Annotated in this window: 22 protein-coding genes; 11 read left to right on the top strand and 11 right to left on the bottom strand. The window is 71.8% G+C overall.

Features of this window, described 5'->3' with window-relative positions; genetic code table 11:
• Positions 1-52: 52 nt before the first annotated feature.
• Together AMK11_RS25540 and AMK11_RS25535 are read right to left on the bottom strand one after the other, a co-directional pair.
• Complete coding sequence (locus AMK11_RS25540) at positions 53-967, bottom strand: HipA family kinase (RefSeq protein ID WP_073730408.1); 915 nt, start codon at positions 965-967, stop codon at positions 53-55.
• A 46-nt stretch (positions 968-1013) separates the two neighbouring features.
• The gene (locus tag AMK11_RS25535; RefSeq protein WP_073730691.1) at positions 1014-1457 is read right to left on the bottom strand and encodes an ATP-binding protein; all 444 of its coding nucleotides are present in this window, start codon (positions 1455-1457) and stop codon (positions 1014-1016) included.
• 162 nt (positions 1458-1619) lie between these two features.
• Between AMK11_RS25535 and AMK11_RS25530 the strand changes: the two genes are divergently transcribed.
• Entirely contained in the window at positions 1620-2480 is an 861-nt protein-coding gene (locus tag AMK11_RS25530; protein ID WP_073730690.1) for a helix-turn-helix domain-containing protein, read from the top strand.
• On the top strand, positions 2477-2722 hold the full coding sequence (locus AMK11_RS25525) for a DUF397 domain-containing protein (protein WP_073730407.1): 246 nt from the start codon (positions 2477-2479) through the stop codon (positions 2720-2722). Before AMK11_RS25530 ends, AMK11_RS25525 begins: the two co-directional genes overlap by 4 nt.
• Positions 2723-2725: 3 nt before the next feature.
• On the opposite strand, the gene AMK11_RS25520 is transcribed toward AMK11_RS25525, so the two are convergent.
• Positions 2726-4255, bottom strand: coding sequence for an IucA/IucC family protein (locus AMK11_RS25520; RefSeq protein WP_073730406.1), 1530 nt, complete (start codon positions 4253-4255; stop codon positions 2726-2728).
• A 124-nt stretch (positions 4256-4379) separates the two neighbouring features.
• Between AMK11_RS25520 and AMK11_RS25515 the strand changes: the two genes are divergently transcribed.
• The 3 genes from AMK11_RS25515 to AMK11_RS25505 all read left to right on the top strand — a co-directional run bounded on the left by AMK11_RS25515 (position 4380) and on the right by AMK11_RS25505 (position 8019).
• Positions 4380-5879 carry an IucA/IucC family protein gene (locus AMK11_RS25515; RefSeq protein WP_073730405.1) on the top strand — a complete coding sequence of 500 codons (1500 nt, stop codon included), beginning with the start codon at positions 4380-4382 and terminating at the stop codon, positions 5877-5879.
• Positions 5880-5941: 62 nt separating this feature from the next.
• Positions 5942-7216, top strand: a complete 1275-nt coding sequence (locus tag AMK11_RS25510; protein ID WP_073730404.1) for a VWA domain-containing protein — start codon at positions 5942-5944, stop codon at positions 7214-7216.
• On the top strand, positions 7216-8019 hold the full coding sequence (locus tag AMK11_RS25505) for a hypothetical protein (protein WP_073730403.1): 804 nt from the start codon (positions 7216-7218) through the stop codon (positions 8017-8019). The genes AMK11_RS25510 and AMK11_RS25505 overlap by 1 nt, the downstream gene beginning before the upstream one ends.
• A 51-nt stretch (positions 8020-8070) precedes the next feature.
• On the opposite strand, the gene AMK11_RS25500 is transcribed toward AMK11_RS25505, so the two are convergent.
• Positions 8071-8736: a winged helix-turn-helix transcriptional regulator gene (locus AMK11_RS25500; RefSeq protein ID WP_073730402.1), complete on the bottom strand. Its 666-nt coding sequence runs from the start codon at positions 8734-8736 to the stop codon at positions 8071-8073.
• Between the two features lie 87 nt (positions 8737-8823).
• Here AMK11_RS25500 and AMK11_RS25495 point away from each other — a divergent pair, with 87 nt between their 5' ends.
• A complete protein-coding gene (locus AMK11_RS25495; RefSeq protein ID WP_073730401.1) occupies positions 8824-10032 on the top strand; it encodes a pyridoxal phosphate-dependent aminotransferase in 1209 nt (402 codons plus the stop codon).
• Here AMK11_RS25495 and AMK11_RS25490 read toward each other — a convergent pair.
• The gene (locus AMK11_RS25490; RefSeq protein WP_073730400.1) at positions 10013-11104 is read right to left on the bottom strand and encodes a hypothetical protein; all 1092 of its coding nucleotides are present in this window, start codon (positions 11102-11104) and stop codon (positions 10013-10015) included. The two genes, AMK11_RS25495 and AMK11_RS25490, sit on opposite strands and share 20 nt — an antisense overlap.
• Before the next feature lie 133 nt (positions 11105-11237).
• A complete protein-coding gene (locus AMK11_RS25485; RefSeq protein WP_073730399.1) occupies positions 11238-12071 on the bottom strand; it encodes a helix-turn-helix transcriptional regulator in 834 nt (277 codons plus the stop codon).
• 99 nt (positions 12072-12170) lie between these two features.
• Here AMK11_RS25485 and AMK11_RS25480 point away from each other — a divergent pair, with 99 nt between their 5' ends.
• From AMK11_RS25480 to AMK11_RS25470, 3 genes are all read left to right on the top strand, one after another.
• Entirely contained in the window at positions 12171-12776 is a 606-nt protein-coding gene (locus tag AMK11_RS25480; RefSeq protein WP_073730398.1) for a histidine phosphatase family protein, read from the top strand.
• A gap of 37 nt (positions 12777-12813) precedes the next feature.
• Positions 12814-13452 (top strand): hypothetical protein, encoded by a 639-nt coding sequence (locus AMK11_RS25475; protein ID WP_073730397.1) that lies wholly within the window; start codon positions 12814-12816, stop codon positions 13450-13452.
• A gap of 72 nt (positions 13453-13524) precedes the next feature.
• Positions 13525-13947, top strand: a complete 423-nt coding sequence (locus AMK11_RS25470; RefSeq protein ID WP_073730396.1) for an acyl-CoA thioesterase — start codon at positions 13525-13527, stop codon at positions 13945-13947.
• A gap of 154 nt (positions 13948-14101) precedes the next feature.
• Here the strand turns inward: AMK11_RS25470 and AMK11_RS38725 are convergent, their stop codons facing one another.
• Positions 14102-14632: a hypothetical protein gene (locus tag AMK11_RS38725; RefSeq protein ID WP_073730395.1), complete on the bottom strand. Its 531-nt coding sequence runs from the start codon at positions 14630-14632 to the stop codon at positions 14102-14104.
• A 387-nt stretch (positions 14633-15019) separates the two neighbouring features.
• Here AMK11_RS38725 and AMK11_RS25460 point away from each other — a divergent pair, with 387 nt between their 5' ends.
• A complete protein-coding gene (locus tag AMK11_RS25460) occupies positions 15020-18616 on the top strand; it encodes an ALF repeat-containing protein (protein WP_073730394.1) in 3597 nt (1198 codons plus the stop codon).
• Entirely contained in the window at positions 18616-18987 is a 372-nt protein-coding gene (locus tag AMK11_RS25455) for a DUF6086 family protein (protein ID WP_073730393.1), read from the top strand. The genes AMK11_RS25460 and AMK11_RS25455 overlap by 1 nt, the downstream gene beginning before the upstream one ends.
• A gap of 158 nt (positions 18988-19145) precedes the next feature.
• Here AMK11_RS25455 and AMK11_RS25450 read toward each other — a convergent pair whose 3' ends face one another.
• From AMK11_RS25450 to pucL, 4 genes are all read right to left on the bottom strand, one after another.
• The gene (locus tag AMK11_RS25450; RefSeq protein WP_073730392.1) at positions 19146-20534 is read right to left on the bottom strand and encodes a nucleobase:cation symporter-2 family protein; all 1389 of its coding nucleotides are present in this window, start codon (positions 20532-20534) and stop codon (positions 19146-19148) included.
• Positions 20535-20772: 238 nt separating this feature from the next.
• On the bottom strand, positions 20773-22188 hold the full coding sequence (locus tag AMK11_RS25445; protein ID WP_073730391.1) for an 8-oxoguanine deaminase: 1416 nt from the start codon (positions 22186-22188) through the stop codon (positions 20773-20775).
• 72 nt (positions 22189-22260) lie between these two features.
• A complete protein-coding gene (locus AMK11_RS25440) occupies positions 22261-23676 on the bottom strand; it encodes a nucleobase:cation symporter-2 family protein (protein ID WP_073730390.1) in 1416 nt (471 codons plus the stop codon).
• Positions 23677-23740: 64 nt separating this feature from the next.
• A complete protein-coding gene (gene pucL, locus AMK11_RS25435; protein WP_073730389.1) occupies positions 23741-24676 on the bottom strand; it encodes a factor-independent urate hydroxylase in 936 nt (311 codons plus the stop codon).
• Positions 24677-24681: the final 5 nt, after the last annotated feature.

The following is a 24681-nucleotide window of genomic DNA, read 5'->3' as shown; positions in this document are numbered from 1 at the left end:
CCGCATGCCCGCGCCCCCGGTACCGCACAGCACCGGGGGCGCGGTCGTGCGTTCAGCCCAGGTGTGCGGACCAGTCCTGCTCGGCGGGCGGCTTGCCGTGCAGGTCGGGGACGCGCTTGAGCCAGTCGGGCCGGCCGCGCCGGGTGCGCTCCGCGCGAGCGGCGTTCTCGGCGGCGAGTTCCTCGCGGGTCGGGAACCCGGTCGGCAGCCACTGCCGGGAGGCGCGGGCGCGGGTGAGCAGGTACTCGACGTAGGCGGCACGCACCTCGTCCGGCGTGCCCAGACCGGTCTCGCAGGTCAGCCACGCCTCCGGCACCCGCCCCACCACCTCGCGCAGCAACTCCTCCGTCACCTTCGGCGCCAGCTCGGCGTCGGCGGCCCGGACGTCGGGCGCGTAGTGGCCGAGGGCGTGGTGGCGGAAGTCGTACGCCTTCTCGGGCGGGGAGGCACCCCAGCGGTGGTGGAAGACCAGGGCCGCGCCGTGGTCGATGAGCCACAGCCTCGGGGGCACCGTGCCGGAGGTGGGCCAGACCATGAGGTTGGAGCTGTGCACCGTGCGGTCGACGTTGACGGTGAGCGCGTCCAGCCAGACCACGCGCCCGGCCTCCGCCGAGTCCACCGGGAACACCTCGGCCAGCTCGGGCGTGAGGTCGGCGCCGCCCGACAGGTAGTCCATGCCGAGGTTGAGCCCCGCGCTGGCGTCCAGCAGGTCCCGCACCTCCTGGTGCGGTTCGCCGGCGCCGATCGCCGGGTCGAAGTGCGCGAGCACCAGCTCCGGCACCCGCAGCCCCAGCTCCCGGGCCAGCTCCCCCACGATCACCTCGGCGACCAGCGCCTTGCGCCCCTGCGCGGAGCCGGTGAACTTCAGCACGTAGGTGCCGAGGTCGTCGGCCTCGACGACGCCGGGGACGGAGCCGCCGGTGCGCAGGGGCTCGACGTAGCGGGTGGCGGTGACTTCGGTGAGCATGGGGCGAGCATATGCACGCCGGCCACGCGGGGCGCGGCCCCGTCGCTCACCGGAGCGGCAGGTCCAGTTCCGCGCGGACCGTCTTGCCGACGGGTACGCGGTCGAAGACGCCCCACCGGTCGGCGAGCGCGTCCACGAGCAGCAGACCCCGGCCGCGCTCGGCCTCCGGCGCCACCGTGCTCTCCGACTTGCCCGGCCGGCGCTCTCCCCTGCTGTCGGACACGTCGATCCGCAGCAGGTACGCGTCCAATCGCAGCCGCACCTCGATGTCCCGCCCCGGCACCCGGCCGTGCGTCACGGCGTTCGCCGTCAGCTCCGCGACGAGCAGCGCGGCCGTGTCGGAGACCGGCGAGCCGTACGGGACACCCCACGCGTCCAGGCGGTGCAGGGCGAGATGCCGGGCCAGTCGTGCACCGCGCGGGGTGGAGCTGAACCGCTGCACGAACACACGCGCGGTGACCGGAAGTCGGGGGGTGGAGGCTGCTCTCATGCCGCCCATCCCACCTGCGGCGATGACCTCGCACCAGCGCGGCGACCGGTACGCAGGGTCAGCGTACGGGTACGGACGGTGGACGGTAGGGGTAACCATCCGTGACCATGGGCCCGTTCGGTGGGTTTGCCCGAGTGGGTGTACGTGTGGGAGGTGCCCTGGATGTCGGACGGTGCGGGTGGCGCGGAAGCGCCTTGTGGGGGCGGGGAGCCGGAGCGGTCGGACAGTCTCAGGACCTTCGGGGAGGTCCTCAAGGCGTTCCGCAAACGGGCAGGGCTGACGCAGGAGGAGTTCGCACCGCAAGTGCGGTACTCGGTGCCGACGGTGGCCTCGATCGAGCAGGGGCGGCGGTTTCCGCCGGTGGACTTCGTGGAGCGCGCGGAGGAGGTTCTCGACGCGTTCGGGGCGCTGCGGGGTGCGGCACGGCACCTGTCGCGGCAGCCGGGGCTGGCGAGCTGGTTCCGGCAGTGGGCGCGGTTCGAGGCGGAGGCGGTGAGTTTGTATACCTATGAATGCCGGGTGGTGCCGGGGCTGTTGCAGACGGAGGGGTATGCGCGGGCGGTGTCGTTCAGCGTGCCGCCGCTGCCCGCCGAGAAGGAGATGAACGACCGGATCACGGCCCGGATGGCCCGGCACGAGCTCCTGGCGACGAGCCGGAACCCGCCGACGGCGTTCAGCTTCATCGTGGAGCAGGCGGTCCTGGAGCGCGGCACGGGCGGCGAGGAGGTGACGCGCGAGCTGTACGACCACCTGCTGGGCGTGGTCGAGCGGCACTGGAACGTGGAGTTCCAACTGATGCCCCTGCGCCAGCCGGTGCACGCGGGGCTGGACGGCCCGATGCAGTTGGCGGAGACGCCGGACAACCAGTGGTTCGGTTACTCGGAGGGACAGAAGAACGGGCGGCTGATCACCGATCGTAAGGAGATCAGCGTGCTCCACCAGCGCTATGCCAAGATGCGTTCACAGGCCCTGACCCCCGAGGACTCCGTGGGCCTGTTGAAGCGAATGCGAGGAGCGCTATGAACACGTCCGGACTGGCCTGGTTCAAGAGCAGTTACAGCGGCTCCGAAGGCGACAGCTGCGTCGAAGTGGCGATGACGTGGCACAAGTCCAGCTACAGCAGCGGCGGCGACGGCGACTGCGTAGAGGTCGCCGCCTGCCCCGGCACCGTCCACGTCCGGGACTCCAAGGTGCGCCACGGCGACCAGCTCGCCGTCTCCCCGGAGGCCTGGGTCCACTTCCTCACGTACACGACCGGCCACTGACGCTCACGCCCCCCGCAGCGGATTGGGCAGCAGACGGTACCGCGCGTCGGCGCCGTCCGCGCCGGTCCAGCGGAGCAGGAGGTTGGTCTTGGCGGGGAGCGTGGGTGCGGTGAGAAGGGCCGGGATCTCCGGCAGGTCGGTGTGGTGGGCCAGGGCCCGGCGGGCCGCGGGCCAGGGATCGAACCCCGAGTGGTGCTCGGCCAGGGCGGCGGCGATCTCCACGAGGTGGTTGACGACCAGGCAGTACACCAGCCGCTCCCACCCGGCCGCCCGCGAGGTCTCCGGCAGCAGCTTGACGCCCTCCGCGTCCCGGAACAGGGCCTGCACCGGCATCCCGGCCGCGTCCACGGCGACCAGCGTGTTCTGGAGGTGCGCCTCCAGGACGACGCCGTCCTCGGCGAAGGCGGTGAGGACGGGCGGGACGACGGCCGCGAGGTACGCCTCCCACCATGCCGCCGGGTCGGCGGCGGCCTCCAGGGGGCTGCCCTCGAAGCCCTCCACCAGGGCGGCGGCGAGCAGCGGGGTGGCCCCCGGCAGGACGCGGTCCCGCAGTCCGTCGCGGACGACGACGGCCAGTTCCTCGAAGGCGAAGTCCGCCGTGCGGTAGCCGCGGTCGGCGAGCCAGGCGGCCGGTGCGCCGATGGCGTCGAAGGCCTCGGTGACGGCGGTGTCGGTGCGGCGCAGTTTCAGCAGGTCGTGGCGCCACAGGCGGCGGATGTCATTGGTGATGCGTACGTCGAGGCTGAACTTGAGGAAGAGGTCGGGATCGGGGGCGTACACCGTGCGGATCGCGGCCGTCGGCCAGACGAAGCCGCCGGTCGTGCCGAGGCGGATGAGGCGGCCGTCAGCGAAGGCGGGGGCGAGGGCGCCCGCGGTCAGGTCGAGCTGCCAGGGGTGCGCCGGGAGCAGCCGGTAGCCGGGCGGGGCGTCGGCCAGGGCGTCGAGGGCGGTGGTGTCGCCCTCCTCGACGATCGTGTCCTCTCGCACGGCGAGCAGGGTCAGCGGGAAGCGGGCGTGCGCCTCGGGCGCGTACGGCAGCCAGGCGGCGTGCGGGCCTCCGCCGCGCGCTTTGGGCGCGGGGTGGTGGGTGTGGCCGGTGATCAGGGCCTGTTCGGAGCGGAGGTAGAGGTCCTGGGGCGGGGTGGCGCGGGCGCGGGCCGTGAGCAGGGCGGCCACCGTGTCGCGGCTGTCGGCGATCTCGGTGGGCAGTTCGTGGTTGGGCAGGCCGGTGTGGTGGCGCAGTTCCTCGGCGACGAGTTTCACCAGTGCGGTGTGGCCGACCGGATGCCAGCCACCCGCCGCCGTGGCGACCTCCGGCTCGGCGGGGCGGCGGCCCGCGCGCACCCGCAGCAGCCTGCCGCCGGGCAGCCGGTACACGGGCCGGGGGCCGGGGTCCGGCAGGGGTTCGGCCACCTCGCGCAGCAGGCAGTTGAGCAGCGGCACCGTCGCGTAGGCGTCGGCCGATTCGGCCACGCCCGGGCGGGGGGCGGCGTCGGCGCCGGTGGGCGGGGGCAGGAAATCCACGCGTTCCACTCGTTCCCTACGGTCTGTCCATGACGGAGAGGCGGAGACGATCAGTATGTCTGTCGTGATGCCCGTCTTCGTCCCTGTGCCGTGACCTCCTACTCGTACCGACTCGTACCCGAGGAGCCCGCCCGTGCATCGTCCCCCCACCGCGGAGACCGAGGTCGCCGAAGAACTGGCCGTCGTCCGTCCCGGTCTGCTGTCCGAGTTCACGGCCGGGCTGCCCGGCGCCCGCGCGGCGGTGCTGACCCGGCTGTGGCGTGCCTTCGCCCATGAACCGCTGCCGTGGGTGGCGGGCCGGGAGGCGGTGCGCGACGGGCTCGTGCTGCGCCTGCGGGACGGCCGCCGGCTGGCCGGTCCGGCCGCCGACCCGTACCGGACGGACGCGTACGTCCGTGTCGTACGCCTCGACGACGTGTCCTACGACGATCCGGCGCGGCTGACGACGGACCTCGCCGTGCCGCACTCGGCGGGGTTCGCGGCGGAACTCGGGCACAGTGTCGCGTCGTTGGCGCTGTCGCGGACGGCCCCGGAACTTCACCCGGACGAGTGGCCGGACAGCGACTGGGGCTGGGAGCAGCGAGTGGTGGACGGGCATCCCTACCACCCGGGCTGCCGCTCCCGTCCGGGTTTCTCGGTGGCGGACCAGCTCGCGTACGGGCCCGAGCACCGGCCGGTGGTGGGGCTGGGTCTGGTGCCCGTGCCGGCCTCGGCGTGCCTGGTGACGGGGATGTGGCCGACCGACCTGCGGGACGGGGCGAAGGTGCTGCTCCCGGTGCATCCGTGGCAGGCGGCGCACGTGCTGAAGCGGCCCTGCGAGGAGCGGATCGCCGCCCGTCCGCTGATGTCCCTGCGTACGCTCGCCGTGCCCGACGGACCCCACGTAAAGACGGCGCTCAGCGCCCGGCTCACCTCCTCCGTGCGGGACATCTCGGTCGCCTCGATCGCCGCGTCGGCGACCCTGTCGGCCTTCGGGGAGGAGCTGGCGGCGCGTACGGACGGCCTGCTCCACATGACCCGCACCCTGGGGGCGGCCACCGCCCACTCCCCCGACCTGGCCGCCGTGCTGCGCGAGTCGCCCGAGGTGTACGCGAGCGGCGGCGAGCGCGTCGTTCCGGTGGCCGCCCTCGCCACCACCGGGCTGCCCCGCCGCCCCGGCTGGGCGGCCGCCTTCGCCCGGCTCGCGCTCACCGTCGGACTGCGCGCCCTGGAGCTGGGTGTGGCCCTGGAGGCGCACGGCCAGAACCTGCTGGTGGTGCTGGACCGGGCGGGCGAGCCCCGGCGCCTGGTCTACCGCGACCTCGCCGACATCAGGGTGAGTCCGGCACGCCTGGCACGGCACGGCGTCCCGGCCCCCGACCTGCCGCCGCGGATGCTCACGGACGACCCGGCGGTGCTGCGCCGCAAGTTGTTCGGTTCGCTGGTGGGTGGCGCGCTGGCGGCGACCGTGGGGTCCGGCCCGGCGCTGCGGGAGGCGCTGGAGGGGGCCGTGCGCGAACTGCCGCGCACACCGGACGTCGTGGCGCTGTGCGAGGAGCCGCTGCCGGTCAAGGCGCTGACCCTGATGCGTACTTCACCGGAGAGCGGCGGGGACCTCTGGGCCTGGCTGCCCAATCCGCTGCACTGGGGGTGAAGTCGGGGCGTCCGCGCGGTCTCGTTTTGGAACCCGGCACCACTGATCAATAAGATCCGCCGATGATCACAAGAACACGGCTGGCGGCGGGTGCCTGTGCCCTGCTCGCCGCGCTGACGGCGGGGTTGGCGTTCCCGTCCGGCGCGGCCGCCGGTGAACCCACGGGCGAGGACGCACCGAAGGTCGATCTCGTACTCGACGTCAGTGGGTCGATGCGGACCCGGGACATCGACGGCGGGACGCGGATGGCCGCGGCGAAGCAGGCGTTCAACGAGGTTCTCGACGCGACGCCCGAGGAGGTGCAGCTGGGCATCCGCACGCTGGGCGCCGACTACCCGGGCGACGACCGCAAGCGGGGCTGCAAGGACACCGCGCAGCTCTACCCGGTGGGCCCGCTGGACCGCACCGAGGCCAAGACCGCGGTGGCGACCCTGTCGCCCACCGGCTGGACGCCGATCGGTCCCGCGCTGCTCGCGGCGGCCGGCGACCTCGAGGGCGGCGACGGTTCCAAGCGGATCGTGCTGATCAGCGACGGCGAGGACACCTGCGCCCCGCTCGACCCGTGCGAGGTGGCGCGCGAGATCGCCGCGAAGGGCATCGGGCTGACCATCGACACGCTCGGCCTGGTCCCGAACGCCAAGATGCGGCAGCAGCTCAGCTGCATCGCCGAGGCGACCGGCGGGACGTACACCTCGGTCGAGCACACCGACGAACTGACCGACCGGGTCAACGAGTTGGTGGACCGCGCGGCCGACCCCGTGGTGACGCCGGTGGCCGCCGAGGGCGCCGACTCGTGCGCGAAGGCACCGACGTTGGAGTCTGGGCTGTACACCGACCGCGAGGAATTCGGCCAGCAGCGCTGGTACCGGGTGGACGTGCTGCCCGGGCAGGAACTGCGCGCCTCGGTGAGCGTCGGCGCGGACCGTGCCGTCAATCCGTCCCACGGCGTGCTGCTGCGGGCGGTGACGGTGCACGGCCGGGAGATCGTGCGCGGTGAGGCGGCGGGCAACGGCCGTACGGACGTGATCTCGACCGGGCTGCGGTATCCGAAGGCGGAGAGTGACGAGACGGACGGGGACAAGCCTGCGGCCGAGGCCGTGTGCCTCCAGGTCACCAACTCCTTCTCCGTCGCCTCCGGTGTGAAGACCACGCCGGGGCTGCCGCTGGAGCTGACCGTCGACGTCGTGGACGGTCCCGGCGACGCCGACGACGTGGCCTCGTTCGGTCTCGGGCGCGGCTGGTGGCTGCTCGGCGTGCTGGTGCTCGTCGGTTTCCTCGCCGGTCTGCTGTGGGGCTGGCTGTCGCGCTGGCGGTTCGCGGTCTGGAGGACCAACTGATGCGTGCTGTACGAGTCCTGGGTGCTGCGGTCCTGCTGCTGGGCCTCGCCGCGGCCCCGGCGGCGGCCGACTCCTCGCCCTCCGCGGGCCCGTCCGGGGACGGTGACGCGCCGACGACGGCGGGCACCTCCTTCCGGACGGCGACCGAGATCGAGCAGGGGCAGCGGGCGACCGCGAACGGTGCCGCCGGTGACTACCTGTACTGGTCGTTCCCGGCCGACGCCGGCCAGCGTCCCACGGTGCGGGCCACGGTGAAGCTGCCCGAGACACACGCGGCCCAGACCTGGCGGGTCGACGTGTACGACGGTCTGCGGCGGCGCCAGGCCTGCCAGTGGGGCGCTCAGACCCGCACCGCGGCGGCGGACGCCTCCTCCGTGGAGCTGGCCTGCGTGCTGCGCACCGTCCGCGCCTGGTCCGAGCCGTGGGCGAACGACCCGCTGCCGGGCACGTACTACGTCCGGCTGACGGTCGTGGACCTGCCCACCTCCGACCTCGGCGTCCGGGTGGGCGCCGAGGTCGAGGTCGGCTCGAAGGACATGGGCGGGGCGGCGGCGGTGGACGGTTCGCTGTCCGAGCCGCTGGTGCCGGGCGTCGCGATGAAGTCCGGTGCGGACGAGGACGAGGAGGACGGCGGCGCGGTGCTGTCCGCGATCGAGCCCGAGGACGGCTGGTCCTCCGGCTGGTGGTCCGACCGGTGGGTGTGGACCGGGATCGGCGGCGTGCTGGCCGCGCTCGCGGGCGTCGGCGGCTACGCGCTGACGCGCGGGTCGGGGCGGCCGTCGAGGGTGCCGCCGGGCGCCTGATCGACCGTCACGCCCGTAGAAGGCCCGCCTCGCGGCGGGCCTTCCGCCGTCTCACGCCTCCCTGAGCGCCTTCGCCGCCGTGCCCTCGCCCGTCACCTCGACACGGCCCTCGCGCACCGCATCCCGCAGACCCAGCTCCCCGCGGCAGACGGCCGCGCAGGCCCCGGCGTCCAGCACGAGCCGGGCGTCGGGCTCACCGGGGGCGGGCCCGTCGCCGTACACGGAACCGTACCCGCGGCCGAGATCGCTCTCCCCGTCACCGGCGTACAGGTGGAAGGTCCCTTCCTCCAGCCGGACTTCGACGACCCCCTCCCCCGCCCCGGCCTCCCGCAGCGCCCGCCGCAGGGGCAGCGCGGACCAGTGCGCCCGGACGGCGTCCGTGGGCCGCCGCTCCCCCAGTTCGCGGGCGCCCCACGCGCCGAGCGCCTCCAGCACCGGCAGCAACCCGCTGCCGCGCTCGGTGAGTTCGTAGACGTACGCGGCTCCGGGCGGGGGCAGCCGGCGCCGGGTCGTCAACCCCTCGCGCTCCATGTCCTTCAGCCGTGAGGCGAGTACGTCCGTGCTGACGCCGGGCAGGTCGGCGTGCAGGTCGGTGTAGCGCCGCGGACCGGCCAGCAGCTCGCGGACGATCAGCAGGGTCCAGCGGTCGCCGACGGCGTCGAGGGCGCGGGCGGCGGAGCAGTACTGGTCGTAGCTTCGGCGAGGACGAGGTGACATGCGACGCAGTGTAGACAAGTTGTTGGACTTTCCAAGCTGCTACTTGGTAAAACCAAGCAACACCAGATTCCGGAGGGGTAGCGGCGCATGGAGTTCCGGCAGTCGAACAAGCTCAGCGAGGTCTGTTACGAGATCCGCGGCCCGGTGATCGAGCACGCCAACGCGCTGGAGGAGGCGGGGCACAGCGTGCTGCGCCTGAACACCGGCAACCCGGCCCTCTTCGGCTTCGAGGCGCCGGAGGAGATCCTCCAGGACATGATCCGGATGCTCCCGCGGGCGCACGGCTACACCGACTCGCGCGGCGTCCTCTCCGCCCGCCGGGCCGTCGCCCAGCGGTACCAGGCGCTCGGCCTGGAGGTGGACGTGGACGACGTCTTCCTCGGCAACGGCGTGTCCGAGCTGGTCTCCATGGCCGTACAGGCGCTGCTGGAGGACGGCGACGAGGTACTGATCCCCGCCCCCGACTTCCCCCTCTGGACGGCGGTGACCACACTCGCGGGCGGCAAGGCGGTCCACTACCTGTGCGACGAGCAGGCGGAGTGGTACCCGGACCTGGCCGACATGGAGTCGAAGATCACCGACCGCACCAAGGCGGTCGTCATCATCAACCCCAACAACCCCACCGGCGCGGTCTACCCCAAGGAGATCGTCGAGGGCATCCTCGACCTCGCCCGCCGGCACGGTCTGATGGTCTTCGCCGACGAGATCTACGACCAGATCCTCTACGACGACGCCGTCCACCACTCGGCCGCCGCCCTCGCCCCCGACCTCGTCGTCCTGACCTTCTGCGGCCTGTCCAAGACGTACCGGGTGGCGGGCTTCCGCTCCGGCTGGCTGGTGGTCACGGGTCCGAAGCAGCACGCGAAGGACTACCTGGAGGGCCTGACCATGCTGGCCTCCATGCGGCTGTGCGCCAACGCGCCCGCCCAGTACGCCATCCAGGCGGCGCTCGGCGGCCGCCAGTCCATCCACGAACTGACCGCACCCGGCGGACGCCTGCGCGAACAGCGGGACGTGGCCTGGGAGAAGCTGAACGAGATCCCCGGTGTGTCGTGTGTGAAGCCCAAGGGGGCGCTGTACGCGTTCCCGCGCATCGATCCGGCCGTGCACAAGATCCACGACGACGAGAAGTTCGTCCTGGACCTGCTGCTGAGGGAGAAGATCCAGGTGGTCCAGGGCACCGGCTTCAACTGGCCGAGCCCGGACCACTTCCGCATCCTGACGCTGCCGCACGCGGAGGACCTGGAGGCCGCCATCGGGCGGATCGGGCGGTTCCTCAGCGGATACCGGCAGTAGCCGCCGCTTCAAAACCCGGGGAGTGCGTCCTTGGTGCGGCCGTCCCCTGGTCGAGCGGCAGGCTGGAGACCGTGAAGGGGAGGCTCTCCGGTGGAAGACCGGCGACCCAGCGGTTGTACTGGCTGTTCACGACGAGAAGGCGGTCGTGGTCGGTGAGGGCCGCGGCGGACGGATGCAGGAGCCCGTCCGGCGGCACCAGCCGGTCGACGAAGCGGCCGTGGGTGAGGTCGTCGTCCATCTCGACGACGGCGACCTGCGGCTGGGTGCCGGGATCGGCGTACAGGTTGCCCTGGGTCACGTAGAGGCGGCCGTCCCGCCAGGCCAGGGCGTCGCCGTTGGCCAGGGTGCGTCCGCCGAGGTCGACCTCGGCGGTCCGGCCGGTGGAGCGGTCGATGCGCCACAGCTTGCCGGTGTTGCTCTGCACGGCGAGCAGGTGGCCGGTGCCGACCGCGACGATGCCGTTCAGGTTGTGCTGTCCGGCGACCCAGTCGATGCCCGAGGCGGCGACGTCCAGCCAGTGCTCCAGTTTCCACCGGCCGCGCTCGTCCTCGGTCAGGCGGTACACGACCGGCTTGAAGGAGTCTGTGACGTAGGCGGTGCCGTCCGCGGCCACCGTGACGTCGTTGACGAAACCGCCCTTCGCGCCGTGTTGTGTGGTCAGCAGGGTGCCGGTCGCCGTGTCGTAGACGCGCAGCGTGCCGGTGCCGCCCCCGTTGACGTAGAGCCGCCCCTCGCTGTCGATGGTCATGCCTGCGGTGAAGGAGCGTCCGTCCCTCCCGGCGGGCGACCAGACCCGTGCGGTGGGTTTGCGCACATGCCCTCGGTAGAGGGTCCCGTCCTGGGCGCTGCCCACGTAGTAGTGCCCGCTGCGCGGATCGTAGGCCACGCCGGTGGGGAAGGCCTTCTCCCCCGGGATCACATAGTGGTCGGGGAGCCGTGCGGCGGCGGTCCCGGACCCGGTGGCGGGTGCGGAGTCGCTGGCGGGTGCGGAGCCGGTGGCGGCCTGGGAGCCGGTGGCGGCGGTGAGGGCGAGCGCGGTGACGGCTGCCAGGGCGGACGCGAACAGGCGCATGGAGGACCTCGCGGGGCCGGTGGGGCGGATGGTCCTGTCATCCTGGTCGGGTCGCGGCCCGGCTCCCTCCGCTCTGTCTCACCGAGGGCACGCCGAACCTGGGTACTCCCAGTCCCCCCTCACCGGCCTAGGCCTAGGCCTTGGCCATGACCCGCAGAGCCTCCTCCTCGGGCGAACCCGGAGCCGCCGTGTAGACCAGGAGGCTGAGTTCGGGGTCCTGGGGGAAGTGGGTGATCTCGTACGAGAGGGTGAGCGGGCCGGCCTCGGGGTGGTCGATGCGTTTGAGACCGTGGGACTTGGTGCGCACGGTGTGCTGCCGCCAGTGCCGCCGGAACTCCTCGCTGCCCTCGTTGAGCTCGTCGACCAGCCGCCACAGTTCGGGATCCTCGGGAAAGCGGCCCGCAGCGATGCGGAGATGGCCCACCGCCTCGCGGGCGATCATTTCGCGGTCCGGGTAGCGGCGGCCGATCTCGTCGTTCAGCAGGTGGAGCCGGCACAGGTTGCGCTCGGCGACCGGCAGTGCGGCGAAATCGGTGATGAGGGCGCACAGGGGCCGGTTCCAGGCGAGTACGTCCATCCGGCGGCCCATGGCGAGCGCCGGAGCGGTGATCCAGTCCAGCAGCCGACGCACTCCGGGGCGCGTCGCCCCGTCGACGGCCTCCTCCCGCGCAGTGTCCGGTTCCGGCTGCCGGGGCCGCGCCAGCCGGAAGAGGTGGGCGCGCTCGTCATCGTCCAGCCGCAGCGCGGCGGCCACCGCCCCGAGCACGGCGTCCGAGGCGCTGCGGTTGCGGCCCTGCTCCAGGCGTACGTAGTAGTCGATGCTCACCCCCGCCAGGTGCGCCAGCTCCTCACGGCGCAGCCCCGGCACGCGCCGCAGGCCCGAGCCGGAGGCGAAGCCGACGTCCTCGGGCCGGATCCTGGCCCGCCGCGAACGCAAGAAGTCCCCCAACTCGCCGCGTGACTGCATGATTTCATTATCACCTTCCTGCGCTCTCACCGTCCGCGGGCTGTGCGTCGCAGGCGCCTGCGCACCGATCGCCGGGCCTGCGACCGTAACCTGGGCGCCATGGGTGATCTTTTTCTGATCCGGCACGGTGAGACCGAGTGGTCGCGGTCCGGGCGGCACACCGGGCTGACGGACGTGCCGCTGACCGAACACGGGCGGGAGCAGGCACGGAGTCTGGTGCCGTTGATCCGGTCGCACCGCATCGGGGCCGCCTTCGTCAGCCCCTTCCAGCGGGCCCGGGAGACCGCCGAGTTGATCGGACTGCAGTCCGACGAGCTGCGCGTCGATCCGGACCTGCACGAGTGGGACTACGGCGGGTATGAGGGGATCACGACCGTCGAGATCCACCGGAGCCGGCCGGACTGGTTCCTGTTCACGGACGGGGTCGACCCCGGGCCGCCGGAGCATCCCGGGGAGACGCCCGAGCAGGTCGGCGAGCGGGCCGACCGGGTGCTGGCCAGGGCGGAGGCCGCGTTCGCCAACACCGAGGGGTGCGTGGTGCTGGTGGCGCACGGGCACTTCCTGCGGGTGCTGACCGCGCGGTACCTGGGGCTGCCGCCGTCCGACGGCGCCCTGTTCCAGCTGGGCACGGGGACGCTGTGCCGGCTGGGCACGGAGCACGCGCGTCCGGTGATCGCCGCGTGGAATGTCAGACCCCCGTCGTAACCTTCCGAGGTGTGGGCCAGGAGGGGAGGAGGACGCCGTGGCACTGTCGCCGACCGCCGCGCAGCGGCGTGTCATCGCCGCCGCCGACCCCGTGACCGGGCGGCTGAAAGGCACGGACGCGCAACTCGCGGCGCTGGTGAAGCGGGGGCTGGCCTTCCGGCATCCCCGTCCGCCGCACGATCACTTCCTGACCCCGGCGGGGCACCGGATGCGGGAAGCCCCGGCGGGGGATGCGGCGCCTTCGGCCGACCGGCCGTCCTCCCCGGACTCCGGTGGCGTGTTCGCCGCGCGGGTCGGCGGCGAGGATCCCGCGCCGGCAGGCGGTCCGGCGCGGCTGCGCGAGGTGCTCAGCGCCTGGCAGGGACTGCTGGAGCTGCGCCGGATGACGCATTCCGACGGGGCGACGGACCGGCCGTGCGGGTGGGAGCGTACGCATCTCGTGCCGGCCGCCGCGCTCGCCCTGGAGGCCGCCGGGCACACCCCGGCGACGGGTGACGGTCACGGTTACCGGGTGCGCGCGACGCCGCAGCCCGAGGCCGTCGCCGTGTACGAGCCCGACGGCACAGCGCTGCGGGCCTGTGCGGCGACGCTGGAGCGGGCGGGCTGGCAGGTCGGGGAGCACACCGAGCCGCGCAGCAGGGCCCGTTATCTGCTGGCCTCGCCGCGGAAGGTGTGACGCCCGCATGTCAGGATCGGCCGGTCAGCAGACGCAGTACGCGCAGTACGTGTGTGAGGAGAGGCAGCAGCCGTGAGCGAACCGTTCTCCGTGCCCGTGACCGTCCGCGGGTACGAGACCGACACACAGGGCCATCTCAACCAGGCCGTGTACCTGAACTACGCGGAGCACGCCCGCTGGTCGCTGCTCCAGGCCGCCGGCATCCGGCAGGCCGACCTCGTGGCCCGGGGTGTGGGGCCGGTCGCCCTGGAGACGACGATCCGCTTCCGGCGGGAGTTGTTCGCCGGTGACGAGGTAGAGGTGACCTGCGCCTTCGAGTGGGGCGAGGGCAAGACGTTCCGGATCGTCCAGGCCGTCCGCAAGGCGGACGGCACCGTGGCCGCCGAGATCGAGGGGGTGGGCGGGCTGATGGACCTGAACGCCCGCAGACTGGTGGCCGATCCGCTGCGGCGGTTCGCGGAACTGGCCGCGGAGCCCGGAGTCCTCGGACTGTGACCCGCGGCCCCCGGGCCTCCATGGACGGGTGCGGGTGACCGGCGCCCGAACGGCCCCCAGGGCCGGCCCCGAAGGCGGCCCAGCCCGGTATCGGCACCGGGACGTTCAGGGGCCGTCCGGCCGGTCATCCTCATGTGGCCTCAGTCGGATTCGGTCAGCCTGTGACGCGGATTTCGACCAGAACGGACTGCTTACCCCCGGAAGGAAGGTCTCCCTCGCCCACGGTGACGAACTGCCCCTCGGCGACATTCACGGTGGTGGTCTCGCCCTCGGCGGTCAGGTCGGCACTGATGGGTCGGTCCGCGGCCTCCAGAGCGAACACGCGCGGAAGTTCCAGGGTGATGTAGCCGGACGCGCCAGTGGCCTTGAAGCAGTACAGCTCTTTCCGGCCCACCGTCGGGTCAGCGACGGTCTGCACCCGGATCTGATCGACCGAGAAGTCACAGTCGGCCAGCGTGACGTGGCCGTCGCCCCTCTTCAGGAGAATGCCTTCCTCTTCGAGGACACGCTCCGCGTTCGGGTAGTTGAAGTCCTCGACCGCGAACGGGGGCGAGTCCGCCGCTGCGGCGCCCGCCGAAGCCGAGGACGGGGGCGACGCGGCGAAGGCGATCGAGGTCACCCCTGCCACGGACACGGCCGTCGCAGCGATACCGACCAGCATGCGTCTGCGTACGCGTGATGTCATCAAAGGTCCTTTCAGGCAGCGCGGGGTGACACCAAGTCCGAAACGGCGCACCCAGACCCTTGCCTCCCGTCACGCTGTACCAGCTGACGATCAGAATCCCGCTGAAGATTAACTTACCGTCAGGTGGCGCCGCCTGTGCGATCCGTCACATGCGAGGCCACTCGCCTTCCGGAATCGATCACCTTCCCGGCGGCGTCCGACAGCGAAGGCCGAAACACACCGCTTTACCCAACTACCCCCGCCGCGCACTCTTCTCACAAGCCGTCACCCGAAGCCTAAGATCACGCGACACCGTGATCGGCAGCCGGTGAGAGCTGCCTCGGACGAGACGAGTATCTGGTGAACCGAAGAACCCAAGGGCCGAGAGGCCCGCGCGGGACCTGGCGTGTGATACGCGCCTCCGCGCTGGGCTTGTTGCCCTTCGCCCTGACCGTGAGCCTGCTGGGGTCCACACCCGCCGTGGCCGAGGAGGCGCCGGCGTCGGCGGTGCAGCTCGCCATCCTGGCGGAGGCGACTCCCACGGACCGCGGCCGGGTCGTGGACTACTGGAAGGAGGGCGGCCCCGGGGTCAAGGCAGCGGCCGAGGCCGCCCTGACCGGGACCGATGCCGACCTCCAGGCGTTCCTCGCAGCTGTGGACGGGATCGCGCACCAGGACAACCGCGTGACCACCGCCCAGATGGCCAGTGTCGGCGGCACGGAGCTCCTGACCGCCGCACGAGCCGCACTGTCCGACACCCCGGCCGCGCTGGAAGACTTCCTGGACGACGGCTGGCAGGATCCGCTGGAGCAGGATCAGCGTGTTCAGGTCGCGCAGATCATCAGCACCGCGGGGCCGAACGTGCAGGACGCGGGGCGGGCCGCGCTGAACGGTACGGCGGAGGACGTCAGCGCGTTCCTCGGCGAGGGTCAGTACACCGCCCGTGAGCAGGACGAGCGGGTGCAGGTCGTCCAGATCATCAGCGTGGGCGGCGCCAATGTGCAGGCCGCGGGGCGTCTGGCGCTGTACGGCACACCGGAGGACCGCCGGGAGTTCCTGGAGGTCGGCCAGTTCGTCGCGCGCAACAAGGACGTGGAACACGCCACGGTTGCCCAACTGGCCCGGCAGACGCAGGAGGCGGGCCGGCAAGCGGCCAAGGAGACCAAGGCTGCCAAGAAGGCATCGGCGGAAGCGATCGAGGCGTCCAAACTGGCCAAGGAAGCGGCTCTGAAGGCCGCAGCCGAGGCCGAGGCCGCCAAGGACGACACCGACAAGGCCGCCCGTGCCGCGGGCCGTGCCGCCAAGGCCGCCACCCAGGCCGCCGCCGCGGCCCAGAAGGCGATCAACGCGGCCCGGGCCGCCAACAATTCCGCGCGCGTAGCGGCGAACGCGGCCTCTCAGGCGGCGGCCGCCGCGGCTGCCGCGTCGCAGGCCGCCGCACGCGCCCAGGCCGCGGCAGCCGACGCCGCCGTCGACGCGGACAACGCGGACGCCGCGCGCACCGCCGCGGAGAACGCGCGCAACATCGCCAAGGGCGCCGACCTGGCCGCTGACGCCGCCGACGAGGCATCCAAGGCAGCCACTGCGGCCGGTGACGCCGCCGCCTCGGCCAAGAGCGCGGGCAGCAATGCCAATCTCGCGGCTGACGCCGCGACGGCGGCCAGTGGCTACGCGGGGGACTCCAGCGCCGCCGCCGCCGAAGCGCGTGCCGCCGCTGCGGCCACCAGGCGCCACGCGCAGGAGGCCAACCGCGCCGCCGCTGAAGCGGAGAGACTGGCCCGCAAGGCCGCCACGGCCGCGGGGGACGCCCGCGACGCCGCTCGATCGGCGGCGACTCACGCGAGGAACGCCGCGACCGCGGCGGACGATGCAGCCGAGCACGCGGGTGACGCCGCCACGGCGGCCACCAAGGCCACCGCGCACGCCAACGCCGCCACCACGGCAGCGAACACGGCGTCGACCACCGTGGCCAAGGCCCAGGAGATCTACACGCTCGCTCGCGAGGTGGAGGCCGCGGAGCTGCTGGGCCGCACCAACGCCGGCATCGAACGTGCCAGGGACCAGAAGGCGGCGTACACCGCCCACGCCGAGGGCCAGGCGGAGTTGGAGCAGGCAGTCCTGGACCGGGACGCCGAACGCGACCGGCTGGTGGCGCAGGCCGCCGAACCGGGCGCCGACCGGGCCGCGACAGCGACTCAGGGCCGGAAGCTGGCCGTGCTGGCGATGAAGAACGGAACGGCCTGGGGACGAGCGGCAGCCGAGGCCGCACTGGCCGGTCCGGACGACGTCGTCCTCGACTACCTGGAGAACGGCTGGGAGACCGCCGAGCAGCAGGAAGCGCGCTCCTACGTCGCGCGCCTCGCCGAAGAGAGCGCGACCCCGGAGATCCGGGCAGCGGCCGAGGCCGCACTGGACGGTGACGCCGCGACCATCACCGCCTTCATCAACGGCGGCCAGTACCAGGCGGCCGCCCAGAGCATGCGCGTGGCCATCGCACAGATAGTCTCCGAGGCGGGCCCGGTCGTCACCGAGACGGGCAGGGCGGCGCTCAACAGCGGCGACCCGAAGAAATACAGTGAGTTCCTGGTCGAGACGCAGTACACCGCGCGGAATCAGGACGAGCGGGTCGCAGCCGCGCAGCTGGTCTCCGTCGGCGGGCCCGAGGTCAAGTCCGCGGCCCGGATCGCGCTGGAGGGCTCGCCTGCGACGCTGCACGCCTTCATTGCCTCCGGCCAGTACAAGGCGGCGCGCAAGGACCACCTCACGGCCACTCACGTGGCCCAGGTCCAGAAGCTGATCGCCGACGCGTCGAAGGTCGCGGCGAACGCCCAGAAGGATGCCGCGCTCGCGCAGAAGGTGGCCGCCACGGCCCGTAAGGCCGCCGAGGAGGCCAACGGCTGGGCGGCGAAGGCGGACGAACACGCCGACCGGGCCCAGGGATACGCCGACGAGGCGGCCCAGCACGCCAAGGACGCCGAAGCCTCGGCGGCCAGCGCTGCCGAGTCCGCCGCGACCGCACGCTCCGCAGCCCGGGACGCCGACCTCGCAGCCGAGGACGCCGCCCTGTCCGCCACGGACGCCACCCTCTCCTCGGAGATGGCTCAGGTGTCGGCGTCCCGCGCATGGGTCGCCTCCGACCAGGCACGCGCCTCGGCGATCGCCGCCGGCAAGGACGCCGATGCCGCACTCGCAGCCGCCACCGAGGCCTTCACCATCGCGGTCAAGAAGTATCGGGAAGAGGAGGAGGCCCGCCGCAAGGCCGCCGTCGCCGCCAAGCAGGAGGCGATGAACGACCCTGGTGCCCAGGCCCGCAAGCAGTACCGCTGCGGACAGGCGATCGTCCCCTGCGACCCGCAGGAGTTCGCCCGCTGGTGTCAGCACAACGAGGTCTACTGCGACATCATCGCCTACGGGGACGAGTTCGGCGACGCCATGGAAGAGCTGTGGGGCGTCACCGCAGAACTCACCGGCCTCACGGAACTCGAAGCGTGCCTCGACAAGAAGGACCTCTCCAACTGCGGATCCCTTGCGGTGGATGTCCTCATCTCCAGCAAGCTCAAGGCACTGAACAAGGCCTACGAGGGCCTTACCTGGGCCAGGCGCGGCTGCAAGGTCGTCTCCGGTGTGACGACCATGATGGCCGCGCAGGCGGCGGGAGTCGGCAAGGGCTGCCTCGAGGGCAAGAAGGACTACGATGTGTTCGACCCCGACACGGGGAAAAAGATCACAGACATCGACCTCTTCGAGGACGACGTCCTGTGGGAGGACAAGAGCGTTCTCGGCTACTGGGCCGACGAGGGCTGGCTCAATAAGCACATCGAGGAGAAGTTCGAGAAGTACCTGAAGGCCCGCAAGCAGCTTCCCGAGCACTACCGGGATGCCTCGATCGGCTTCCGGTTCACCCGGCCGGACCAGGACCCGAAGTTCGTGGAGGCGGTCGAGGCCCGGTTCCAGAAACTGAGGGAGAAGTACCCGGACGTGCACATCATGACGAAGTGGTTCTGATGGGTTACCCGTTCCAAGCCGCTGACAGGTCAGGGACTCTGTGGGATCCGGCACTCAGGGTGGGAGAGGCCTATGTGGCGCTCGCCCGGCAGGCCGGTGAACTGCACGGTGAGCAGACGGGCCTGACCGAGAACGAGCGACTCGGTGGCAGTGATGTGGACCTGGCGGTGTTCCAGCAGTTCACCCAAGGGCTCTACGACAGATACTGCTCCACGAACAACCTCGTCCTGCACGGTCTCCTGCGCGGGCTCTTGCTGCCCGCGATCGTGATGCTCGACAAGGGCGGCGCCTCGATCACTCGGACCCCCGAGGACGAGGATGGTCTGCTGGAAGACCTTGACTCCTACGTGCGCGCCATGTGGACGGACTGAGCCGGCCTTCGTGTGAACTCAGTGGCGGCCGGGCAGCCGGTCGCCCGCCGTACCGCCCCCGGAGCGCGTGTGCTTCGACGCCGGAACACGTGCGGGCCGGCGCCTCCGATCGAGGCGCCGGCCCCTCTGTAACGCCCGGGGTTCGCCCGGTGCCGGCCTCACGGGGCGGCCGGGGCCCGGGTGGCCTCGGTGATCTCCTCGCCCGCCTCCATGGGGTGGGTGACCTCCTCCGCGTCCCGCTTGCGGCCGCCGATGTGGTTGAAGACCAGGTTGAGCAGGACGGCGACGACGCAGCCGGTCGAGATGCCCGAGTCCAGGATGATCTTCGCGTTCTCCGGGAACGCGTGGTAGAACTCCGGCTCCGCGATCGGGATGATGCCGACGGCCAGGGAGACCGCCACGATCAGGACGTTGTTGTCCTTGTCCAGGCTCGCCCGGACCAGGGTCTGGATGCCGCTGGCCGCGACGGAGCCGAAGAGGACAATGCCCGCGCCGCCGAGTACCGGGCGGGGGACGACGGCGATGAGCGAGGCGGCCATCGGACACAGGCCCATCAGCACCAGGAACCCGCCGCCCGCGGCGACGACGTAGCGACTGCGGATCTTGGTCATCGCGACCAGCCCGATGTTCTGGGCGAAGGCGCTGCACATGAAGCCGTTGAAGAGCGGGCTGACCGCCGAGCCGAGGGTGTCGGCGCGCAGGCCGGCCGCGATGGTCTTCTCGTCGGCCTTGCGGTCGACGATCTCACCGAGGGCGAGCATGTCGGCGGTGGACTCGGTCATCGAGACCACCATCACCACGCACATGGAGAGGATCGCGGCGACCTGGAACTGCGGGGCGCCGAAGTGGAACGGGGTCGGGAAGCCGACGATGCTCGCGTCCGCGACCGGCCCGAAGTCCGTGACGCCGAACGGGATCGCGATGAGCGTGCCCGCGACCAGGCCGAGGAGCACGGCGATCTGCTTGACGAAGCCCCGGGTGAAGCGGCGCAGGACGAGGACGATGACCAGGGTGATGGCGGCCAGGCCCAGGTTGGTCGAGGAGCCGAAGTCGTCGGCCTCGGGGCTCGGTCCCTGTGCCCACCCGAAGGCGACGGGCAGCAGGGACACGCCTATGAGGGTGATGACGGTGCCGGTGACGACCGGCGGGAAGAACCGGATCGCCTTGCTGAAGAAGGGTGCCGCGAAGAAGCCGAGGAGTCCGGCGACGATGACGGCGCCGAAGATGATCGGCAGCGCGTCGGACTTGTCCTCGGTGGAGGCGACGATCGCGGTCATGGGGGCGACACCGGCGAAGGTGACGCCGTTGACGAAGGGCAGCCGGGCACCGATCTTCCAGATGCCGAGCGTCTGCAGGAAGGTGGCGAGGCCCGCGGTGAACAGGCAGGCGCCGGTGAGGAAGGTCAGTTCGGTCGCGGAGAGGCCGATGGCCGCACCGACGATCAGGGGCGGGGCGACGACTCCGGCGTACATGGCGGCCACGTGCTGCAGGCCGGTCGTCGCCATTTTCAGTGGCGGGAGTTTCTCGTCAACAGGGTGGTCGGCCACGGCGGCGTTCCTCCGGTCGGTTACACGTCGGCATTGACGCGGGTGTCAGGGAGGTGGTGCGGGTGGTCGTGCGGGACCGGGACGGACCCCGTTCGGGGAAACGGGAACCGCTCCGGGGGCGTGCGTATGGGACGCACGCCCCGGAGACGGCCGCCATGGGCCCCGCTCGGGTCCATGGCTACCGGCCGGGAGCCGTCCCTCCCGGCCGGAGATCAAGTGGTGTTCGGTTCTTCGGTGTTCAGGTCTGTGCGGCCATCGTCGCCAGTCGTCGTGCCTCGTCCCGGGTGGAGCGGGCCACGGCGTCCTCGTCGACCGTGAGCAGCCGGCCGTCCTCGACGATCTGGCGGCCGTCGGCGAACGACGCCGTGACCGGCGCCGCGGCGCCGAAGACCAGGGCGGTCACCGGGTCGGCGATCGAGGAGTGGGCGAGCGTGTCCATCCGCCACAGCACCAGGTCCGCGAGCTTGCCGGCCTCCAGGGAGCCGGTCTCGGCGGCGCGGCCCAGCACCCGGGCCCCGCCGTACGTGCCCAGGCGCAGCGCCTTGCGGGCGTTCAGCGCGGCCTCGCGGTGGGCGCCGAGGCGGTTGACCAGCAGGGCGCCTCGGAGTTCGGTGTGGAGTTCGCCGGACTCGTTGGAGGCGGTGCCGTCGACGCCGAGGCCGACCGGGACGCCGGCGGCGAGCATGTCGGGGACCCGGGCGATGCCCGCGGCCAGGCGGGCGTTGGAGGACGGGCAGTGGGCGACGCCGGTCCCGGTGCGGGCGAAGGCGGCGATGTCGGAGTCGGTCATGTGGACGCAGTGCGCCATCCACACGTCGTCGCCGAGCCAGCCGGTCGACTCGAAGTAGTCGGTCGGGCCCATGCCGAACAGCTCGTGGCAGAACTTCTCCTCCTCCACGGTCTCCGACCCGTGGGTGTGCAGCCGCACGCCCAGCCGGCGCGCCAACTCAGCTCCCTGGCGCATCAGTTCGGTGGAGACGGAGAAGGGCGAGCAGGGCGCGACGGCGATCTGCGTCATCGCGTCGAAGGAGGCGTCGTGGTGCTTCCGCACGGTGGCCTCGGTGGCGGCGAGCGCGTCGTCCAGGCTCTCCACCGCGAAGTCCGGCGGCAGTCCGCCGTCGGACTCGCCGCGGTCCATGGAGCCGCGGGCGAGAGTGAAGCGGACGCCCGTCTCGCGGGCGGCGCGGATGATCGCGCCGGACAGGTCGCCGGCGCCCCGGGGGTGGATGTAGTGGTGGTCCGCCGCCGTGGTGACGCCGCCCCGGGCCATCATCGCGAGGGAACCCTGGGCCGCCGCGTACGCCATCGGCTCGTCGATGCGCGCCCAGGTCGGGTAGAGCGCCACCAGCCAGTCGAACAGGTTGTGGTCGGTGGCCAGGCCCCGGGTGAGCCACTGGTAGAAGTGGTGGTGGGTGTTGACCAGACCGGGCGTGACCAGGTGTCCGGTCGCGTCGATCCGGCGTACGACGTTCTCCAGGTCCTCGGGTGCCCGCCCCGCGCCGACCGTCTCGATCCGGTTGCCGGCGAGGACGACGTGGCCCGAGGCGTACTCGGTGTCGTCCGCGTCGACGGTCGCGATGGCGCAGTTCTCGATGACGATGCGATCGGGTGCCGTGGTGGCGGCGACGCGATCGGCTGCCGCTGATGCTGCCATGCTGCTTCCTTCTCTTTCGGTGCGGCCCGCGGGCGGGGAGTCGAGTACCCGCGGGGAGGGCACGGCAGGACCCTAGGAGGATTTGAGTGCCGCGGCCGCGGGGCGGCCTCGGGTGCCGAGATGGTGGAAGAACAGGTTGAGCGTGACCGCGACGAGCGCGCCGGCGCTGATGCCGGAGCCGAGCACGGTCTGCGCCCAGGCGGGGAACTCGGCGTAGAAGGTCGGGGCGGCCAGCGGGATGATGCCCGCGCCGAGCGCCACGGCGACCAGGATGATGTTGGAGCTGTCGTCGAGCCCGGCCTCGGACAGCGTACGGATGCCGCTGACCGCGATCGAGCCGAAGAGGACGATGCCCGCGCCGCCCAGGACCGGCATCGGCACCAGGGAGACCACGGCGCCCAGGACGGGGAAGGCACCGAGGACCAGCAGGGTGGCGCCGGCGACGGCGACGACGTAGCGGCTGCGGACCCGGGTGAGCGAGACAACGCCGACGTTCTGCGCGAAGGCGGAGGTGGGGAAGCCGCCGAAGACGGGGCCGACCAGGGTGGCGAGGCCGTCGGTGCGCAGGCCGCGGGTGATGACCTTGGAGTCGGCGCGGCGGTCGCAGATCTCGCCGAGGGCGAGCATGCCGGCGGACGACTCCGTCATCAGGACCAGCATCACGATGCACAGCGACAGGATGGCCGCGGGCTGGAACTCGGGGGCGCCGAAGGCGAAGGGCGTGGGCAGGGCGGCGACCGGCGCGGACTCGAGGCCGCTGAAGTCGGCCATGCCGAACGGGATGGCGGCCAGGGTGCCGATCAACATCCCGAAGAGCAGGGCGACCTGCTTGACGAAGCCCTTGCCGAAGCGCTGGATGACGAGGATGACGCCGAGGGTGAAGGCGGCGAGCGCGAGATTGCGCATCGAGCCGAAGTCGGCGGCGGCCTTGTCGCCGCCCTGGGCCCAGCCGACCGGGACCGGCATCAGCGTGACGCCGATGAGGGTGATGACCACGCCGGTGACCAGGGGCGGGAAGAAGCGCAGCAGGCGGCCGAAGAAGGGGCCGACGGCGAGGCAGAAGACGCCGGCGACCATCACCGCGCCGTAGATGGCGGGGAGTTGGCTGCCCTCGCTGTTGGTCTCGGCGATCGCGAGGATGGGCGCGATGCCGGCCGAGGAGGCGGCGTTGACGAAGGGCAGGCGGTTGCCGACGAAGCCCTTGACGCCGATGGTCTGGATCAGGGTGGCGATGCCCGCGATGAGCAGGCTCGCCGCGATCAGCCGGGTGCGGCCCTCGATGTCGAGGCCGACGGCCTGGCCGATGATGAGCGGAGGAGTGACAACGCCCGCGTACATGGCGGCGATGTGCTGGAGCGCGGCGGGGACGAGCCGCGAGGGGTGGAGCTTCTCGTCGACCGGGTGCACGGACGTGACGGCGTCCTTCGTGTGCTGTGGTGACGGGGTGGAACTTGAGCCTTTCGCCGGCTCCGTTGCAGGCTGTGCCATGGTGTTCCCTCCGGTGTGGCGCGCCACCGGCCCGAGCGGCCGGGCCGGTGGCGCGCGTCCCGCGTCAGAGGTTGGTCATGTCGACCGGGATCAGCTGTTCGGCGCCGTCCCGCAGGATGGTGGCCTCGATCAGGCCGTAGGGCCGGTCGGCGGCGTAGTACACGGCGCCGTCCTTGGCCTCGTTGTCGATCCCGAACGGCGACAGGTCCGAGCGGAAGTGGTGCTTGTTGGGCATCGAGAAGCGGATCTCGTCGACCTCGTCGCGCGAGTTCAGCACCCGCACACCCATCTCGAAGAGGGTCTGCTGGAGCGAGTACGAGTACGTCTCGGCGAAGGCCTGGAGCGCGTGCTTGCGCACCCCGTTGTACGACCGGTCCCAGTCCGGGGCGTGCGAGTCGACGCCGTCCCAGTTGTGCCGCCACCAGGTGGAGACGGTGGTGGCGAGGATGCGGTCGTAGTCCTCCTTGAGGGTGGTGTACTTGTCCTTCAGGTAGCCGAAGAACTCGGAGTTGGTCGAGTTCAGGACGGTGAGGTCCTTGAAGCCGGAGAGCACCTGGATGCCGTGGCCGTCGTAGGTGATCTCCGCGACGCGGGTCTCCTGGCCCGTACGGACGAAGGAGTGGGCGATCTCCTCGGAGCCGACGAAGCGGGCGCCGCCCTTCGAGGTCTCGATCCGCTCCCAGCCGAACTCCTCGATGCGGATGCGGGCCCGGTGGATCGGCTCGTTGTTGTCGACGAAGTGGCGGGCGAGCTTGACGCCGAGGTCCTCGGCGCTCTCGATCCCGTGCTCCTTGGCGAAGGCGAACACCGTGTTCTTGGTGGTGTCGGTCGGCAGGACGTTCGCGTTGGACCCGCTGCGGTGGACCTCCTCCATGTCGCCGGAGAGGGCGACGGAGACGTTCAGGTCCTTGATGTGGTGCGTGTCGCCGTCACGCGTGATCTTGACGACGCGGTTCTCTGCCTTGCCGTACTGGTTCTGTCCCAGGACGAAACGGGTCATGTGTC

This window comes from Streptomyces sp. CB02414, assembly GCF_001905385.1.
Lineage (GTDB): Bacteria > Actinomycetota > Actinomycetes > Streptomycetales > Streptomycetaceae > Streptomyces.
Note: the sequence above shows the minus strand (reverse complement) of the source record. Positions and strands in the feature narration are given on the sequence as shown.

Bases quoted from the DNA above. Each gene is read 5' to 3' on its own strand.
- AMK11_RS25540 (WP_073730408.1), bottom strand. From the start codon at position 967: ATGCTCACCGAAGTCACCGCCACCCGCTACGTCGAGCCCCTGCGCACC.
- AMK11_RS25535 (WP_073730691.1), bottom strand. From the start codon at position 1,457: ATGAGAGCAGCCTCCACCCCCCGACTTCCGGTCACCGCGCGTGTGTTC.
- AMK11_RS25530 (WP_073730690.1), top strand. From the start codon at position 1,620: ATGTCGGACGGTGCGGGTGGCGCGGAAGCGCCTTGTGGGGGCGGGGAG.
- AMK11_RS25525 (WP_073730407.1), top strand. From the start codon at position 2,477: ATGAACACGTCCGGACTGGCCTGGTTCAAGAGCAGTTACAGCGGCTCC.
- AMK11_RS25510 (WP_073730404.1), top strand. From the start codon at position 5,942: ATGATCACAAGAACACGGCTGGCGGCGGGTGCCTGTGCCCTGCTCGCC.
- AMK11_RS25505 (WP_073730403.1), top strand. From the start codon at position 7,216: ATGCGTGCTGTACGAGTCCTGGGTGCTGCGGTCCTGCTGCTGGGCCTC.
- AMK11_RS25500 (WP_073730402.1), bottom strand. From the start codon at position 8,736: ATGTCACCTCGTCCTCGCCGAAGCTACGACCAGTACTGCTCCGCCGCC.
- AMK11_RS25495 (WP_073730401.1), top strand. From the start codon at position 8,824: ATGGAGTTCCGGCAGTCGAACAAGCTCAGCGAGGTCTGTTACGAGATC.
- AMK11_RS25490 (WP_073730400.1), bottom strand. From the start codon at position 11,104: ATGCGCCTGTTCGCGTCCGCCCTGGCAGCCGTCACCGCGCTCGCCCTC.
- AMK11_RS25485 (WP_073730399.1), bottom strand. From the start codon at position 12,071: ATGCAGTCACGCGGCGAGTTGGGGGACTTCTTGCGTTCGCGGCGGGCC.
- AMK11_RS25480 (WP_073730398.1), top strand. From the start codon at position 12,171: ATGGGTGATCTTTTTCTGATCCGGCACGGTGAGACCGAGTGGTCGCGG.
- AMK11_RS38725 (WP_073730395.1), bottom strand. From the start codon at position 14,632: ATGACATCACGCGTACGCAGACGCATGCTGGTCGGTATCGCTGCGACG.
- AMK11_RS25455 (WP_073730393.1), top strand. From the start codon at position 18,616: ATGGGTTACCCGTTCCAAGCCGCTGACAGGTCAGGGACTCTGTGGGAT.
- AMK11_RS25445 (WP_073730391.1), bottom strand. From the start codon at position 22,188: ATGGCAGCATCAGCGGCAGCCGATCGCGTCGCCGCCACCACGGCACCC.
- AMK11_RS25440 (WP_073730390.1), bottom strand. From the start codon at position 23,676: ATGGCACAGCCTGCAACGGAGCCGGCGAAAGGCTCAAGTTCCACCCCG.
- pucL (WP_073730389.1), bottom strand. From the start codon at position 24,676: ATGACCCGTTTCGTCCTGGGACAGAACCAGTACGGCAAGGCAGAGAAC.